This window comes from Streptomyces sp. KM273126, from assembly GCF_004337435.2.
GTDB classification, from domain to species: domain Bacteria; phylum Actinomycetota; class Actinomycetes; order Streptomycetales; family Streptomycetaceae; genus Streptomyces; species Streptomyces acidicola.
Genome location: NZ_SJXB02000001.1, coordinates 6548665 through 6562851, shown reverse-complemented (window position 1 = coordinate 6562851; position 14187 = coordinate 6548665). Strand labels below are relative to the sequence as shown.

Here is a 14187-nt window from a genome sequence, read left to right as displayed (position 1 = left end):
GCGGAATCCAGGCACGCCCGGGCAGTGACCGCCCCGAGGCAGGCTGTCACCACATGTGGCTACTCCCGTACAGTCCGTGGTGCCAGCACTCCGTTACGGCCGAGCCCAGCGGTTGACCAGGAGAGAGCATGAACCCCGAAGCCACTCCCGACTCCTTTCGTGATGTTCCCGGAACAGAGCGGCCGGTCCCCGAAGCCGAGCCGGGGCTCGTGGAGCGGTGGCGTTCACAGGGAGGCGAACTGGTCGAGTTGCTGTCCCAGGTGCGCGAGCGGTTCGGCGGCGTCGTCTCGTTCCGCCTCGGGCCGGCCCCCACCGTTCTCGTCACCGAGCCGCAGGCGGTCCAGCATGTACTCGCCCGTCACCCGGAGCGGTACGTCAAGCGTTCCCACCGTGCCCGTCTGCTGATCGGCGACGGTGTCCTCGCTGCCAGCGGTGCGGCCTGGAAGCGGCAACGCCGCCTGTTGCAGTCCCAGTTCACCGGTACCGGGATGCGCCGCTACGAACAGCGGATCACCGAGGCTGCCCGGACCGCCGCCGGACGCTGGGGCGAGTACGCCCGTACCGGGGAGACCTTCGATGTCGGGCGGGAGATGCGCCGCTTCGCCCTGGACGCCATCTGGCGCGCTCTGACCGGGCACCCTCTCGACGACGAAACCGAGCGCGACGTGAGCGCCGTGGCAGCGGTGGCGGCGGCCCTTCCCACTCTGCCCGCTGATGTCACCGGCGCCCAGGACGCCGTCGCCGCCGATCTCGCCCGGATCGATGCGGTCGCCCGGCACGCCATCGAGGCCGCCCGCAGCGGGGCGGTCGGCCCCGACGGCCCCGGTCTGCTGCACATCCTGATCGACGCCGCCGACGAACGCCCCGAGTACACCGACCGGTTGATCCGTGATGAGCTGGTCACCCTGCTCGTGGCCGGGCACGAGACCACCGCCACCACCCTGACCTGGCTCTACCTGCTCATCGACCGGCACCCCGCCGCCCGCGAACACGCTCTCACCGCCGGTGACGAAGGCTCGGCGCAACGCCGCCAGGCGATCCAGGCCCTGGTCCACGAGACGCTCCGGCTCTATCCGTCCGCCTGGATCCTGCCCCGACACGCCACCGAGGACGACATCCTCGCCGGCGGCTACGCGGTCGAGGCGGGCACCGACATCCTGATCAGCCCGTACCTCACGCACCGCGATCCCGAACTGTGGCCAGACCCGGAGCACTTCGACCCCCGGCGCTTCATCGCCCCGGACGGCCGGCCCACCCAGCCGGACAGCCGACCCACCCACCCGGGCGCCTACTACCCCTTCGGCCTCGGTCCCCGCGCCTGCCTCGGTCTGCAATTCGCGCTCCGCGAATCGACCGTCCTGCTCGAACACCTGCTGCCGCTGCACACGGTGGCGTTCCGCTCCACGCCCACGAAAACGCTGTACGGCATCACCGTCCGCCCCGACGGCCCCACCCCCGCAACCCTGGAACCGCCACGCACCTGAACGGGCCGTGCCAGGCACGGCCCGGGGACGCCGGCGGCGCATACCCCAGGACAGGGTGCAGGGCCGGGGACTGAGCAGACGGCCGAGCCGCGGATGTTTTCGTGCACGGAGCCTGATGGGACCTCAAGCCCGCTGAGCCTGCTGATCCTGTTCGGCCCCGAATCCCATCGTCACCTCGCCGACGACTGCAACGGCGCCCGCTTCCGGTGGCGCTTCCCCGCCGAGCCCACCACTTGCGCACCCGACTCCCGCGCCACCTCACCTCCCTGCGCGGCAGCAGCCGTCCGGTAGCCGTACAACCCCTGGGCCATGTCGCCCGTCTTCACCACCGAAGGGAAGAATCCGACCTTCCATCCCAACTCACACCAACGGGGGACCACATGAGCTTGCCTCGCACACACGCCCGCCGCGGCGCGGCCGCAGCGCTCACCGTCCTGATGGCTGCTGTCCTCGGAGGCACCGGTGCCGGCGCCTCGAACGCGAACGCGAACACGGACGCGGACGCGCGGCAGACACGTCAGATCGCCTCTTCTGTCCTCGGAACCGACTACAAGATCACCCTGACCGCGCAGCGTTCGGCGGAGGACGAGTACGCCGCCTCTGTGCTCCTGCAGGTCTACACACGGGCCGGTGGCGCCTGGAAGGAGTCGGACCGCGTGACCGTGGGCGACGTGAACGGCTGGTTCTGGTATCCGCTCACGGGCACCGGTGCCGTCTGCCAGTTCTCGACCGCCGGCACCGAGCCCGCCCCGCTCACCGTGAGCCTGCTGCTCACACCGTCCCTCGGCTGCTCACAGCCGACAGACTTCGTCGTGAAGCAGGGCAGGGTGTACGCCGCCTGAGTCACCCGCCACGCAGCTCACCCCGAGGCCCCGGCCCCAGGCGGAGGGCCATGGCGATGCCCCTCCGCCTGGGCCGTGACTCAGCGGGATGCCCCCTTTGCAGGGCGAGCGTCACCGGCTGAAGGCGCCCATCACCACCGCCGCGCCGGGAGCGATCAGCGGAACAGGTGCAGCGGTACCGCCCGGGCCATCGCGGCCATGCCCGCGTCGTTCGGGTGGAGGTGGTCGCCGCTGTCGTACGCCGGGAGCAGTCGGCCGGGGTGCTCCGGGTCGCGTACCGCGGCGTCGAAGTCGACGACACCGTCGTAGGCGCCGCTGGTGCGGATCCACTGGTTCACGGTCTGCCGGGCCGCCTCCCGCTCGGGCGTGTAGAAGTTCAGGGTGTCGCCCTCGAAGGGGAGGATCGTGGCTCCGAAGATCTTCAGACCGTGGGCGTGGGCGCGCTGGATGAGCTTCCGGTACCCGGCGATGAGGTCCGCGGCCGTGACTTCCTCATCGGCGGGGGCGATGTTCCCCGGGTGGCCGAGGTCGTTGACGCCGATCAGGACGATCGCGTAGCGGGCGCCCGGCTGGGAGGTGACGTCGCGGTCGAAGCGCTTGAGACCGGCCTCGCCGAAGTACGCGGCGAACGTCTCGGCCGGATTGCCCGCGGGCGGGTTCGGGTCGTGCAGCAGGCGGTTGCCCCCGATGCCGGTGTTCAGGACGCCGATCCGGGCCAGTGCGGGGTCCTGGCGAAGGCGCTCGGCCAGCAGGTCCGGCCAGCGGTGGTTGGCGCCGGTCTCCGTGACGGCTCCGTCGGTGATCGAGTCCCCGAAGGCGACCAGGGAGGAGCGTGCGGCGCCGCCGGTCACGCTCACCCCGGACAGGAAGTACCAACTCGCCGTGGTCGCGGTCGGCTCCACGCTCGGCTTGCTCGTGACGTTGCCCGCGGCGACGTACGTTCGCTCGAAGGCGCTGGAGTGGACGGTCGTGGCGCGCGTCCGGTGCGGGAGGTGGAAGCTGACGACCAGATCCGCGACGGCTGGGGTGCGCAGGGCGACCGGGTCGCTCCAGCGCCGCTCGCCCGGTGCGAGGGTGACGGACGGGCGGCCGCCGAAGCGCAGGACGCGGTCGCTGTCCGGCACGATCTCGGTGCCCGTCGGTCCGTCGGCGCCGAGCGCGAGGCGTGCCTCGCCGACGACCAGAGGCTTCGTGCCGTACTCGTTGGTCAGTCGGACCCGGACCCTGTGTCCGGGGACGCTCGTGTGCACGATCTGACGGACGGTCTGGTCCGTGAAGACGGTGTCGGCACTGGCCGGAACTCCGCTCACCCCGGACGCCCAGGTGCCGGTCCAGGCCCCGCCCGAGCCCGGCGGCGCGGCGGTCGAGGGGTGCGTGGCCAACAGGGCGAGCAGTCCGGTGAGCAGAGCGGCGGTGAGGGCGAACAGAGTGCCTGGAGTGCGGCGGGGCATGCGTGCGAACACGGGCCGTCGTTCCTTCCGTGTGCGGGACGGGACTCGGAAACCAGGTACCAGGTGTGAGCATGTCAGCTTTGGTCGGCGCAAGGTGCCCGAACGTATGCTCTCGACCGTCGCCGTGGCCGGTTCTCGCACCGCTCCCGAGGCAGCCAGGCCGCCTCGGGAAAGATCGCCGGCTGACAGGATGAAGCCATGGCTCAAAGTCAATCGATCAACTACGTACGGGTTGCTGAAGTCCTCACCGAGCTTGGCATGATCACCCAGGAGAAAGCTCAAAGCGTCGTGGACCGTTTCGGTGACCTCGCACTCGAAGCACTGAGGCCGCGCCCTCATATAGCCGGCGCCCTCGAATCCTTCGGCGTGGCCGTCAAAATCCACGCCGATGACGTCGACCTCGCCGACGAGGAGTACGAATCGCTCCTGCGAGAAGCCGCATCCCTCACGGGAGGGAAGGTCATCGTCGAGAACTTCCGCTTCGAGAAGGACGACGAAGACGACGAGGATGACGAGGATGACGAGGATGACGACGACGATGGCGAGGAGAATGACGAGGACGACGGCTGCGGGACGCTGTACTTTGAGCGCAACGGCAAAGAGCTCTCCTTCGTCGTAGAGCAGATGTCGAACGACTACCTCGACATGTGCGCGGCCCAGGCCGCCATCGAAGCACTCAGCCCCGACGACGATCCCCGGTCCTTCCGCTGCGTCGACCACGGCCCCGATTACCGCCCCAAGTCCATCGACGATGTCATGATCCTGGCCACGGCCGAGCAGCGCGAAGGCCTCCTCCAGCACCTCGGCATCACCTTCGAAGAACCGTGGTGAGCGGTACCCTCCCTCGGTACTTCAAGCGGTCGATCGGTCAGTGCACCAGCAGGTCGATCACGCCCGTCAGGCCCTCCTCGCCGCTGCCTTCGGACAAGCGGCGGCGCATCAGCTCGAAGTAGGGGCTGAGCAGTTCCGGGCTCACACCCTGCTCCCGGGCAGTGCTCACGAAGGTCGGCATACCGGCCACCTGCATCGCGAGATGGGAGACGACGCCCTTGGTGTAGTCGCCGCTTCGCAGTTGGCCGGCGGTCTGGTGAACCGACGGGGCCATCGCGACGAGCCAATCGGCGAGCAGCGGAGCGAGCGAGGCGGGGTCGATGTCCTCCTTTCGGATCAGGGCGAAGGCGTGTGCGGCCCCGGCGAACATCCCGTACATGGCGCTGAGCAGGGCCACGTCGTACAGGGCCGCAAAGCCCGCGTCCTCGCCGACGTACCTGGTGCCGACCGGGACGCCCAGAGTGTCCTGGTGCCGCTCGAACAGCTCCCGAGATCCGCTGCAGAAGACGTACCCGCCGGCTTCAGGGACGCCGATCATCGGAGGGACCGCCATGATCCCGCCGTCCAGGTAGCGGGCGCCGCGCTCGCGGGCCCACTCTGCGCGGGCGCGGGCCTGAGCGGGGGTGCTGGTGGTCAGGTTGACCAGGTCCCTGCCGGCCAGGTCGGTGTCGGCCAGTGCCTCTGCGACCGAGGCGTCGTCCAGCAGGCAGGCGACGACGAGGCTGTTCGCTGCGACGGCTTCGGCGGCGCTGTCCGCGACCCTGGCGCCTTCGGCGGCGAGCGCCGCGGCGCGGGCCGGGGTGCGGTTCCAGACGGTGAGCGGATGGCCGGCGGCAAGCCAGGTACGGGCCAGCGCGGTGCCCATCGCGCCGAGGCCGAGGATCGTGACGGAGGTCCTGGTCTTCTCAACAGTGTTCTGTGTCATGCCGATCAGGCTGGTCACAGGCCCGGAGACGATCAAGTACGTACTTCGGAGTGGGTGGTTACCCTGGGGTTAGCGAGCACGTCGGAAGGCTGCCGAAGGATGCGGAAGGGTGGGGTATGACGACGCTGAACCGGCCGGGCGCACCGGACGGACACGTCTGCGGGATCGACATGGCGATGGAGGTCATCGGCGGCAAGTGGAAGGTGCTGATCCTCTGGGCGCTCCACGAGCAGCCTTTCCGCCGCTTCGGCGAGCTGCGTCGGCTGCTTCCCGGGATCACCGAGAAGGTGCTGGCCTCGCACCTGCGCGAGTTGGAGGCGGACGGAATCGTGCACCGCGTCTCCTACGACGAGGTGCCGCCCCGCGTCGAGTACTCGCTGACCGACGAGGGCAGGCGTCTCAACGACGCACTCCAGCCCCTGGCCACCTGGGGCCGTGAGCGGTCGATCGCTCACGGCATGGAGGAGAGGGCAGGCTAGGGCCTGTTGGGAACGTGCTGGTCACAGCCATTTGTTGAGGACTGAGGCTGATGCTGAGGCTGCGACCGGGAACGGTCGGCCCGGAGAGCCGTTGCCTCACTCACGACAGTATCGCCGCCGGTTCACCCTCCTGGGTGTCCGTCCCTGTCCTTCCTGCCGTCGCAGCGCCTGACGCCGGTGACAAGAGGGAAGACTGGTCGCTGAACACCGAACCAGGCACGCCGGAATGGCAGGGAAGCACCATGACCGCGACGACATCGGCACACAGGCGGCGAGGAGAGCGTTCGTATCAGTGGGGAACGGGCATCGTGGTCGCGGCACTGTTCGCCCTGACGATGACCGGCTGCAGCTCGGGCGAGGGAGACAAGGCGTCCTCACCCAGTTGGTGGACCTCCAAGTCCCCTTCCGGGCAGCCCTCTTCGGGGGAGCCGCCGGTGTCGGCGGGGGACGGGCCTGACGTCGGCACCTGTACGGATGGCAACTGCGAGATCGCGGTATCCGAGCCGGTGACGATCCGTTTCCAGGGCCCGACCGGTCCGGCGACGCTGTCCGTGACCGAGGTCGGCGCGAACAAGGTCGAATACACGGTGCGATCGGGCCACAGCCAGTCCAAGGGTGGAGCGACCGGACCGGGGCAAGGGTGCATCACGGTCCTCCGCAGCAACGGGGGCCGCCATTCCTGCGGTGGACTGGTGAACGCCACCCGGCCGAGCCCCCAGCCCGACGCGGTCGTGATCCAGGCGACGACCGGCGAGGACGGCACGGCGATCCTCCACGTTGTCTCCGACTGACGGCACGGGTGCTCGACACCAGGACGGGCCAGACGGCAGGACGGGCCAGACGGCAGGACGGGCCAGACGGCAGGACGGGCCAGACGGCAGGAAGGTCCAACGTCCGGGCTCGCCGGCGCGGCCCGAGGGTGGGTCCAGTACGTGACTCAGGACGACTGCGGTCGCTGTAGTCCTTGAAGGAGCAGTTCGACCAATCGGCGGGGGTCGTAGCGGGGATCACTGTCACGTCCGATACAGAGGTTGCCGATACCGCGCATCAGTTCGTAGGCGTGCGTTCCGGGCCTGACTTCACCGGCGTCGACCGCGGCGTCGAGCAACTGCTCACAGACGGGCACCAGGCGGTCGAGGAAGTAGGCGTGCAGCGCCTCGAAGCCGCTGCTGTCCGATTGCAGCGCGTTGGCGAGTCCGTGCTTCGTGACCAGGAAATCCACGAAGAGGTCGACCCACTGACGGAGTGCCGCGAGCGGGGAGCCGGCACTGTCCAGCAGGTTCGGGCCGGCCTCGGCGCATGCCTCGACCTGGTGGCGGTAGACGGCGACGACGAGATCAGCCCGAGTCGGGAAGTGGCGGTAGATCGTCCCCATCCCGACTCCCGCCCTGGCCGCGATCTCACGGATCGGCGCATCGACGCCGGAGGTGACGAACACCTCAGCGGCAGCGGCGAGCAGCGTCTGCTGGTTGCGCACCGCGTCGGCCCGCTTGCTTCGGGCCGGCACCTCCCCGGACTGGCTTTCAGGGGACACAGCGCTCTCCTTCCAACGGCCATTGACGAAACGGAACACCGTTCCGTATATTAATCGGAACAACGCTCCGGTTCAGCCTAGCTGAAGCCGGACGCTCCTGACCGCCTCCCCCACCGCCGGCCGAATGAGACCGACAGCTGAGGCAGAGGCCCTCGAAAAGGACACACGCACCATGACTGAACCGGCTTACACAGCCGACCCCTTCAGCTCGCCCACTCCCGTCCTCTCGGTCGGTCCGGTAGTGCTGCCGACCCCCGGCCGGGCCGTGGACCTGGAGCTACGAGTCTCCGCGCCCGTGACCGGGAACGATCTGCCGGTCATCCTCCTCTCACACGGCCAGGGCTACTCGAACCACCTCTCCTCACTGAACGGCTACACCCCCCTCGCCAACTTCTGGGCGGCGCACGGCTTCGTCGTGATCCAGCCCACCCATCTGAGCTCCAGGACCCTGAGCCTGGATCCCGATACCCCCGGAGCGCCTCTGTACTGGCGATCACGGGCCGAGGACATGCAGCACATCCTCGACCGCCTCGACGAGATCGAGGCCGCCGTCCCGCAACTCCCCGGGCGCCTGGACCCCAGCAGGGTCGCCGTGGCCGGGCACTCGATGGGCGGCCACACCGCGAGCCTGCTGCTGGGCGCCCGGCTCACCGATCCCGACGACGGAACGGAAGTGAACCTGGCCGACCCCCGGATCAAGGCGGGTGTACTGCTTGCAGCGCCCGGCCGGGGCGGCGATGCCGTCACCGAGTTCGTGGCCGAGAACTATTCGTTCTTCCTGACCACGGACTTCTCCACGATGACAACGCCCGCGCTCGTGGTCGCCGGCGACAAGGACAGCTCGGCCCACCTGACGGTCCGCGGCCCGGACTGGCACACCGACCCGTACTTCCTCTCCCCCGGCCCCAAGTCGCTGCTCACCCTGTTCGACGCGGAGCATGGACTCGGCGGGGTCGCGGGATACGACGTCGCCGAGACCACGGACGAGAACCCCGAACGAGTGTCCGCGGTCCAGCGGCTCACCTGCGCCTACCTCCGCTCCGAGCTCTACCCCGGGGATTCCGCCTGGCAGGCGGCGTGTGACGCGCTGATGGCCGACCCCAACCCGCTCGGACAAGTCGAGTCCAGGTAACCCGCAAGCCGCAAAAGCACCGTCTCGTGATCCCGGGTACCCCGGAAGGTTTCACGTTCGACGGAGACATGGAAACGCTCGCCAACTCCCCCGGCCTGCGCATGTGCCTGCGCCCGGATGCTGGAACCCTACGGCGGAGTGCCAGGAGCCGAGTGGGCTGCTGAGGCGCCGTCAGGCTCACAGGTTGTGCTCGTCCATCAGACGCATCAGGTTCCGCTTGCGTTTCTGGGCGGTGCGCAGGATGGTGACATACCCGGTGAAATCGTCCGGTGTGCCCAGGCGGCGGTGGCAGTCCCGAATGCTCAGCAGCAGGCCGACAAGCTGCTCGTAGACCGTGTTGCCGGTCTCCCTGGTCAGCGGCTCGGCCAGGCGCAGGTAGACGCCGAGCGCGTCGGCTGGACGAGTGACCCGGGCCTGGTCGGCGAGGGCGAGCCACTGCCGGTCGTGGGCGCCGGTGTCGGTGGCGGCCTGCCAGGCGGCATCGACGTCCTCGTCGTCGAGCAGGGCGTCCACCAGGACCGACCTGCCGTACGGGCCCTGTTGCCACCGCCCCGTGTCGGTCCGCAGCAGGGTCAGTGCGCCCTCGCGCTCGGCCGGCCAGCAGTCTGCGGCACGCGCGGCGGCGCGCAGTTGCTGGTACGTGAGCAGGGAGCGGCGGGCGCTGAAGTGGTCACGGCGCAGGGCGACGGCGTCGGGGTGCCGGGCCGCCTGTGCGTAGCGGTCGCAGAGATAGTCGATGAGCGCGGTGTCGACGGAGGAGAGTTCCCGGGCGCCCCTGGCCTCCCCGGTGCCGCGTTCCGCCCAGCTCAGGGCCTCGTCGGGGCGCCGGGCGGTGTCCAGCTCGCGGGCGATGAGCAGGTGCGTATGGCCGTTCGGCGAGAGGTCGGCCGCGTGCACCGCGATCACCGTGTCGACATCACCCCCCGCCTTGGCCAGACGCTCCATCAGGTACTTCTCCGCCCAGCCGCGGCGGTTGCCCTTCCATGCCTCGACCGCGAGCTTCCGCAGAACGGCCATTCCCTCTTCACCAAGGATGTCCTCGTAGTCGAGCGGATCGAGGTCGGTGAGGCCGTCGTCCATGTCGCCGAGCGCGTGGCCGACCAGCCAGCGGGCCAGTTCCTCCGGGTCGGGGCGCGCCGCGCGACACGCGTCGAGGTGTGCGACGACGAGGTCAGCGCCCACCTCGCCGAGCCGGCCGTCGGAGTCGTCGACGCTCTCGACCGCCTCGGCCAGCAGCCGCATCGCCTCACGCGCCAGAGTGATCGCGTCCGCGGCACGGCCGGAACCGGTGAACCCGCGGATCGCGGAAACCGCCTGCCCTGCCTGGTCGGCATAGGCGCGGGCATCGGCGTACTCGACGTACCCGTACTGTGCAAAGGGGCCGATGTCGAGCAGATCACGGATACGGGCCCGGACTGTGGCGAGATCCCCGCGGGCGCTCGCGACCCGCAGTTCCATACGGCGCCGCAACTGCCGGTCCTCGCCGATCTGTTCCCGCACCAGAGCGAGCAGTTCGTCCTTGGACAGCGCGGACAGCCACCCATCGAGGTCCTGTGCACGGTCCCGGGCCGCCTTCCGCTGCCGCGGCAGACTCTCCCGTTGGGCGAGCACGGTCAGGCCGAGGGCGACCAGATGCTTGCAGAAGTTGCCCTCCATGCCGTACGGGCAGTCGCACTCTCCGGACAACCCGCCGGCCCCCTCCAGCGTCAGCTCCACCTCGTACCGTTCCGAACCGTGGACGCTCGCGGTGACCCAGCCGTCGCCGACCTCGACCCCGGAGACAGCGTCGACGTATCCACGCCCACGCTCGAAGGAACGGGCACCGGCCAGCGTCTTGAGGTTCGCCTCGCTGAGGCCGCGCATATCTCCTATTCCGCCCTGATGTGGTTGTGCACCTGATGGTCCGCCAGCTTAGGGGAAAGCCACGCACCGGCGGCGTGGTACCTGACGGTGGTGCTCCAAGCCATCGAGGACCGTCTCCCGAACGCCGTCGTCGACCACGCATCTGGAGTGGACCCGATCAACCCCAGCGCCCAGGGCCCCGGTTACCGGTGATTGCCCTCGGGCGCCCTGACCGCCGCAGCACCGCGTCCGCCGACGTGGTGACGGTCGAGGTGACCGACGCAGCGGACGGCGGTCCCGCAGGTCCGACGAGCGCTGTCCTGATCGGTGAGGTCGAGTGCGCCTCTCCTGATCTCCCCGTCCGGGTGGCCGAACGCCATCTCAGCGTCCATCGTCTGAAGTGGGCTGCATATAGGACTAGTTGCCGCTGCGTGGCACGGAGCTGTGCAGCTCCCGAGCCCTCTGGTACGGTCCACAGCCTCGCCGACGGCCCGCGCGACCCCGCCCCACCCTCCCGTACAAGCTCCTCCCTCACACCGGCTCGACACCTCTCCGCGGGGCTGACGCCCCGATGCGCACGCCGAGACCACGCAAGGAGGCCGATGATGGACAGGACGCACCGGGTGTGCCGCCGCGTCGCGGCGATGGCCTGGGCCGTCGCGCTCGTGCTGCCGCTCACCGCCTGTGACGCCCTGACCCCCGGCAGCGCGGCCGTGGTGCCGGGGCCCCGCAGCGTGCCGTCCTCGACCGCCGTGCCGGACGGGGACATCACCTTGCGTCTGCAGTTCGCCGACGCTCCGGTGATGGTCGACGCGCTGATCGCCGCGTTCGAGAAGGACCATCCCTCCATCAGTGTCGAGCCGCACTACAAGACGTTCCCGGACTATGTGCAGAACCTGAAGCTCACCATGACCTCGGACACCGCGCCCGACATCGCGCAGTACGCGGTCGGGATGAACGACCTCGCGGCGGACGGCCAGATTCTCGATCTTGCGCCCTATCGGGAGGCGTACGGCTGGGACGACGCCATTCCCCCGGTCAGTCTCGACCAGCTCACCGCCGGGCGGAGGAGTGAGGCCACTGGCGGGCGTGCCCTGTTCGGCGTCCCGGCGGGCCTGTCGATAACGGGCATCTACTACAACAAGAAACTGGCCGAGCGGGCCGGGATCGGCTCTCCGCCCAGAACACTCGCGGAGTTCGAGGACCAGCTCGCCGCGGCCAGGGAAGCGGGCCTGACACCGCTCGGCGTCGGCGCGCTCGACTCCGGCGGCATTCACCTGTGGGCCGCGCTCCTCAACCAGACCATGCCCACGGACGACTACTGGGACTGGGTCAACGGCACCAAGGGCGCCACCATCGAGACACCCGCCGGGATCACCGCCAGCGAACTCGTCGTCGAGTGGGGCCGCAAGGGCTACTACGACGAGTCCGCCAACGGCACCGCGCAGATCGACTCCACCGCCCGGTTCACCGAGGGCGACAGCGTCTTCCTCATCAACGGCAACTGGGCGGCGGGGCAGTTGGCGACCGTCATGGGTGACAACGTCGGCTTCTTCCCGATGCCGGGCGTACAGGCCTCCGACCCCACGGTGGCCTCGGGCTTCAGCGTCTCCTACGCCGTCTCGTCCCGGACCGAACACCCTGAGGCGGCAGGCGCGTTCCTCGACTTCCTGACCTCGCCCGAGGCCGGGCAGATCATCAGCGACAACGGCTTCCTGCCGCCCAACCCCGAGGCCGTGGCGAAGCCGGACGGCGTTCTCGCCGACATCGCGGAGGGCCACCGGCAGGCCGTCGCCGACGACGGGATCACGACGTTTCCCGACTTCGCCGCCCCCGCCATGCTCGACCGGCTGCGCTCCGGCATCCAGAAGCTCATCGCGGACCGCGTGGAGCCGGCGGACTACCTCGACTCGCTTCAGGACCAGTGGGAGGAACACCATGCGCGGTAGGCCGCCGGTCCAGCCCGTGAGCTCCCGCAGGCGCAGTCCCTACCGCGGCTACGTGTACGTGCTGCCCGCCTTCGCCGTCTACCTTGCGTTCGCGGTGCTGCCCGCCCTGCACACGGCGTACCTGTCGCTCTTCGACTGGGACGGCGTCACGCTGGGCGACTGGGTCGGCCTCGGCAACTACCGGGAGATTCTCCAGGACTCCGTCTTGCGTCGCTCCGTGTTCAACGCTCTCGTGCTGGTGGTGTTCTTCTCCTTCGTGCCCATCGTGCTCGGGCTGACGATGACCGGCCTGCTGGGCCGTTACCGGCGGCCCGGTATGGGGGCGTACCGGTTCCTGTTCATGCTGCCGCAGGTCGTTCCGCTCGTCGCGGTGGGAGTGACCTGGCGCTGGCTGTACGGGGACGACGGGCTGGTGAACCAGGCGTTCCGCGTGGTCGGCCTCGACGGCGTGACGCGGGCGTGGCTGGGCGACTTCGGCGCCGCGCTGACCGCCGTGGGCCTCGTGGGTACGTGGGTGCTCAGCGGGCTGTGCATGATGCTCTTCCTGAGCGGTGTGCACAAGGTCGATCCCAGCCTGTACGAGGCGGCCCGGATCGACGGGGCGGGTCCCGTCCGGGAGTTCGTCTCCGTCACCCTGCCCCACCTGCGCGGTGAAATCGCCGTCGCCCTGACCGTGACCACGGTGGCCGCGCTCGCCAGCTTCGACATCGTGTACGTGACCACCAACGGCGGCCCCGGCGAGCAGACCACGGTTCCCGGCCTGCTCGTGTACCGGCTGGCGTTCTCCGAGGGCGAGGTCGGGCTCGCCGCGGCACTGGCGGTCGTCCTCGGCTGCGTGATACTCGCGATCGTCTTCCTCGTGAACCGTCTGTCGAGGTCGCAGTCATGAACACCACGACGAGATCGGAACGCTGGTCGGGTTACGCGCTTCTGACGGTCATGGCGATCGCCGTCGTGATCCCGTTCCTCAGCGTCTTCCTCGCTTCCCTGCAGCCCGCGGGCACACCGGTGGTGGGTCTGACCTGGCCGGAGCGGTGGAGCTGGGAGAACTATGAACAGGCGTGGTCGGTGGCCGGTTTCTCCGCCCTCATCCGCCACAGCCTCACCATCGCGGCCGGTGTCGTCCCCGCCTCCCTGGTCCTCGCCGCACTGGCCGGTTACGCGCTGGGGACCATGAGGCTCCCGGGCGGCAACGCGGTCGCGGCGTTCTTCATCGCCGGTCTGACCATCCCGGTCGAACTGATTGTGGTTCCCCTCTACTTCGACCTGCGGGGGTTCGGTCTGACCAACTCGTACCTGGGCGTGATCCTGGTGGAGATCGCGCTGTTCATGCCGTTCAGCGTGTTCTGGATGCGCACCCACTTCCGGTCCACGCCCGCGTCGCTGGTGGAGGCGGCGCGTATCGACGGCGCCTCGTCGGCCACGATCCTGCTGAGGATCCTGCTCCCGCTGGCCCGCCCGTCCCTGATGACGCTCGGTCTGCTGGTGTTCATGTGGTCGTGGAACCAGTTCCTGCTGGTGCTGGTCCTCATCCAGGACACCACCAAGCACACGGCACCCGCCGGGCTGGGCTTCTTCGTCGGTCAGAACAGCACGGACATCCCCACGCTGGCGGCGGGGACGATCATCGTGATGCTCCCCATCCTGATCCTCTTCGTGATCTTCCAGCGCAGCTTCATCGCGGGACTGCTCCAGGGGGCGATGAAGGGCTGACCCGC

At 69.3% G+C, this 14187-nt stretch carries 14 protein-coding genes; 9 read left to right on the top strand and 5 right to left on the bottom strand.

Features of this window, described 5'->3' with window-relative positions; genetic code table 11:
• Nucleotides 1–128 precede the first annotated feature (128 nt).
• Together E0500_RS28110 and E0500_RS28105 are read left to right on the top strand one after the other, a co-directional pair.
• Nucleotides 129–1484: a cytochrome P450 gene (locus E0500_RS28110; protein ID WP_131557879.1), complete on the top strand. Its 1356-nt coding sequence runs from the start codon at nt 129–131 to the stop codon at nt 1482–1484.
• Between the two features lie 380 nt (nt 1485–1864).
• Nucleotides 1865–2326 carry a hypothetical protein gene (locus E0500_RS28105; RefSeq protein WP_131557877.1) on the top strand — a complete coding sequence of 154 codons (462 nt, stop codon included), beginning with the start codon at nt 1865–1867 and terminating at the stop codon, nt 2324–2326.
• 155 nt (nt 2327–2481) lie between these two features.
• On the opposite strand, the gene E0500_RS28100 is transcribed toward E0500_RS28105, so the two are convergent.
• Nucleotides 2482–3789: an SGNH/GDSL hydrolase family protein gene (locus tag E0500_RS28100; RefSeq protein ID WP_309505166.1), complete on the bottom strand. Its 1308-nt coding sequence runs from the start codon at nt 3787–3789 to the stop codon at nt 2482–2484.
• Nucleotides 3790–4035: 246 nt separating this feature from the next.
• Here E0500_RS28100 and E0500_RS28095 point away from each other — a divergent pair, with 246 nt between their 5' ends.
• Nucleotides 4036–4608 (top strand): hypothetical protein, encoded by a 573-nt coding sequence (locus E0500_RS28095; RefSeq protein WP_181587156.1) that lies wholly within the window; start codon nt 4036–4038, stop codon nt 4606–4608.
• A 37-nt stretch (nt 4609–4645) separates the two neighbouring features.
• Here the strand turns inward: E0500_RS28095 and E0500_RS28090 are convergent, their stop codons facing one another.
• Nucleotides 4646–5533: an NAD(P)-dependent oxidoreductase gene (locus E0500_RS28090; RefSeq protein WP_131557873.1), complete on the bottom strand. Its 888-nt coding sequence runs from the start codon at nt 5531–5533 to the stop codon at nt 4646–4648.
• Nucleotides 5534–5649: 116 nt separating this feature from the next.
• Here E0500_RS28090 and E0500_RS28085 point away from each other — a divergent pair, with 116 nt between their 5' ends.
• The gene (locus tag E0500_RS28085; protein WP_131557871.1) at nt 5650–6012 is read left to right on the top strand and encodes a helix-turn-helix domain-containing protein; all 363 of its coding nucleotides are present in this window, start codon (nt 5650–5652) and stop codon (nt 6010–6012) included.
• A 242-nt stretch (nt 6013–6254) separates the two neighbouring features.
• Entirely contained in the window at nt 6255–6803 is a 549-nt protein-coding gene (locus E0500_RS28080) for a hypothetical protein (RefSeq protein ID WP_131557869.1), read from the top strand.
• A gap of 146 nt (nt 6804–6949) precedes the next feature.
• Here the strand turns inward: E0500_RS28080 and E0500_RS28075 are convergent, their stop codons facing one another.
• Nucleotides 6950–7546, bottom strand: a complete 597-nt coding sequence (locus tag E0500_RS28075) for a TetR/AcrR family transcriptional regulator (protein WP_309505165.1) — start codon at nt 7544–7546, stop codon at nt 6950–6952.
• Between the two features lie 172 nt (nt 7547–7718).
• On the opposite strand from E0500_RS28075, the gene E0500_RS28070 reads away from it, so the two are divergent.
• Complete coding sequence (locus E0500_RS28070) at nt 7719–8678, top strand: alpha/beta fold hydrolase (protein WP_131557865.1); 960 nt, start codon at nt 7719–7721, stop codon at nt 8676–8678.
• A gap of 177 nt (nt 8679–8855) precedes the next feature.
• Here the strand turns inward: E0500_RS28070 and E0500_RS28065 are convergent, their stop codons facing one another.
• Nucleotides 8856–10541, bottom strand: a complete 1686-nt coding sequence (locus E0500_RS28065) for an SWIM zinc finger domain-containing protein (protein WP_131557863.1) — start codon at nt 10539–10541, stop codon at nt 8856–8858.
• Between the two features lie 182 nt (nt 10542–10723).
• Nucleotides 10724–10912, bottom strand: coding sequence for a hypothetical protein (locus E0500_RS28060; protein ID WP_165934821.1), 189 nt, complete (start codon nt 10910–10912; stop codon nt 10724–10726).
• Nucleotides 10913–11122: 210 nt separating this feature from the next.
• Between E0500_RS28060 and E0500_RS28055 the strand changes: the two genes are divergently transcribed.
• From E0500_RS28055 to E0500_RS28045, 3 genes are read left to right on the top strand one after another with little or no spacing between them, the layout of a single operon-like run.
• Nucleotides 11123–12469 (top strand): ABC transporter substrate-binding protein, encoded by a 1347-nt coding sequence (locus tag E0500_RS28055; protein WP_165934820.1) that lies wholly within the window; start codon nt 11123–11125, stop codon nt 12467–12469.
• A gap of 16 nt (nt 12470–12485) precedes the next feature.
• The gene (locus E0500_RS28050; RefSeq protein ID WP_309505164.1) at nt 12486–13358 is read left to right on the top strand and encodes a sugar ABC transporter permease; all 873 of its coding nucleotides are present in this window, start codon (nt 12486–12488) and stop codon (nt 13356–13358) included.
• Nucleotides 13355–14182, top strand: a complete 828-nt coding sequence (locus tag E0500_RS28045) for a carbohydrate ABC transporter permease (protein WP_131557858.1) — start codon at nt 13355–13357, stop codon at nt 14180–14182. The genes E0500_RS28050 and E0500_RS28045 overlap by 4 nt, the downstream gene beginning before the upstream one ends.
• Nucleotides 14183–14187: the final 5 nt, after the last annotated feature.

What these genes read in the sequence shown, in the direction of transcription:
- E0500_RS28110 (WP_131557879.1), top strand. Translation starts at nt 129, where the DNA reads ATGAACCCCGAAGCCACTCCCGACTCCTTTCGTGATGTTCCCGGAACA.
- E0500_RS28105 (WP_131557877.1), top strand. Translation starts at nt 1,865, where the DNA reads ATGAGCTTGCCTCGCACACACGCCCGCCGCGGCGCGGCCGCAGCGCTC.
- E0500_RS28095 (WP_181587156.1), top strand. Translation starts at nt 4,036, where the DNA reads ATGATCACCCAGGAGAAAGCTCAAAGCGTCGTGGACCGTTTCGGTGAC.
- E0500_RS28090 (WP_131557873.1), bottom strand. Translation starts at nt 5,533, where the DNA reads ATGACACAGAACACTGTTGAGAAGACCAGGACCTCCGTCACGATCCTC.
- E0500_RS28085 (WP_131557871.1), top strand. Translation starts at nt 5,650, where the DNA reads ATGACGACGCTGAACCGGCCGGGCGCACCGGACGGACACGTCTGCGGG.
- E0500_RS28080 (WP_131557869.1), top strand. Translation starts at nt 6,255, where the DNA reads ATGACCGCGACGACATCGGCACACAGGCGGCGAGGAGAGCGTTCGTAT.
- E0500_RS28070 (WP_131557865.1), top strand. Translation starts at nt 7,719, where the DNA reads ATGACTGAACCGGCTTACACAGCCGACCCCTTCAGCTCGCCCACTCCC.
- E0500_RS28065 (WP_131557863.1), bottom strand. Translation starts at nt 10,541, where the DNA reads ATGCGCGGCCTCAGCGAGGCGAACCTCAAGACGCTGGCCGGTGCCCGT.
- E0500_RS28060 (WP_165934821.1), bottom strand. Translation starts at nt 10,912, where the DNA reads ATGGACGCTGAGATGGCGTTCGGCCACCCGGACGGGGAGATCAGGAGA.
- E0500_RS28055 (WP_165934820.1), top strand. Translation starts at nt 11,123, where the DNA reads ATGATGGACAGGACGCACCGGGTGTGCCGCCGCGTCGCGGCGATGGCC.
- E0500_RS28045 (WP_131557858.1), top strand. Translation starts at nt 13,355, where the DNA reads ATGAACACCACGACGAGATCGGAACGCTGGTCGGGTTACGCGCTTCTG.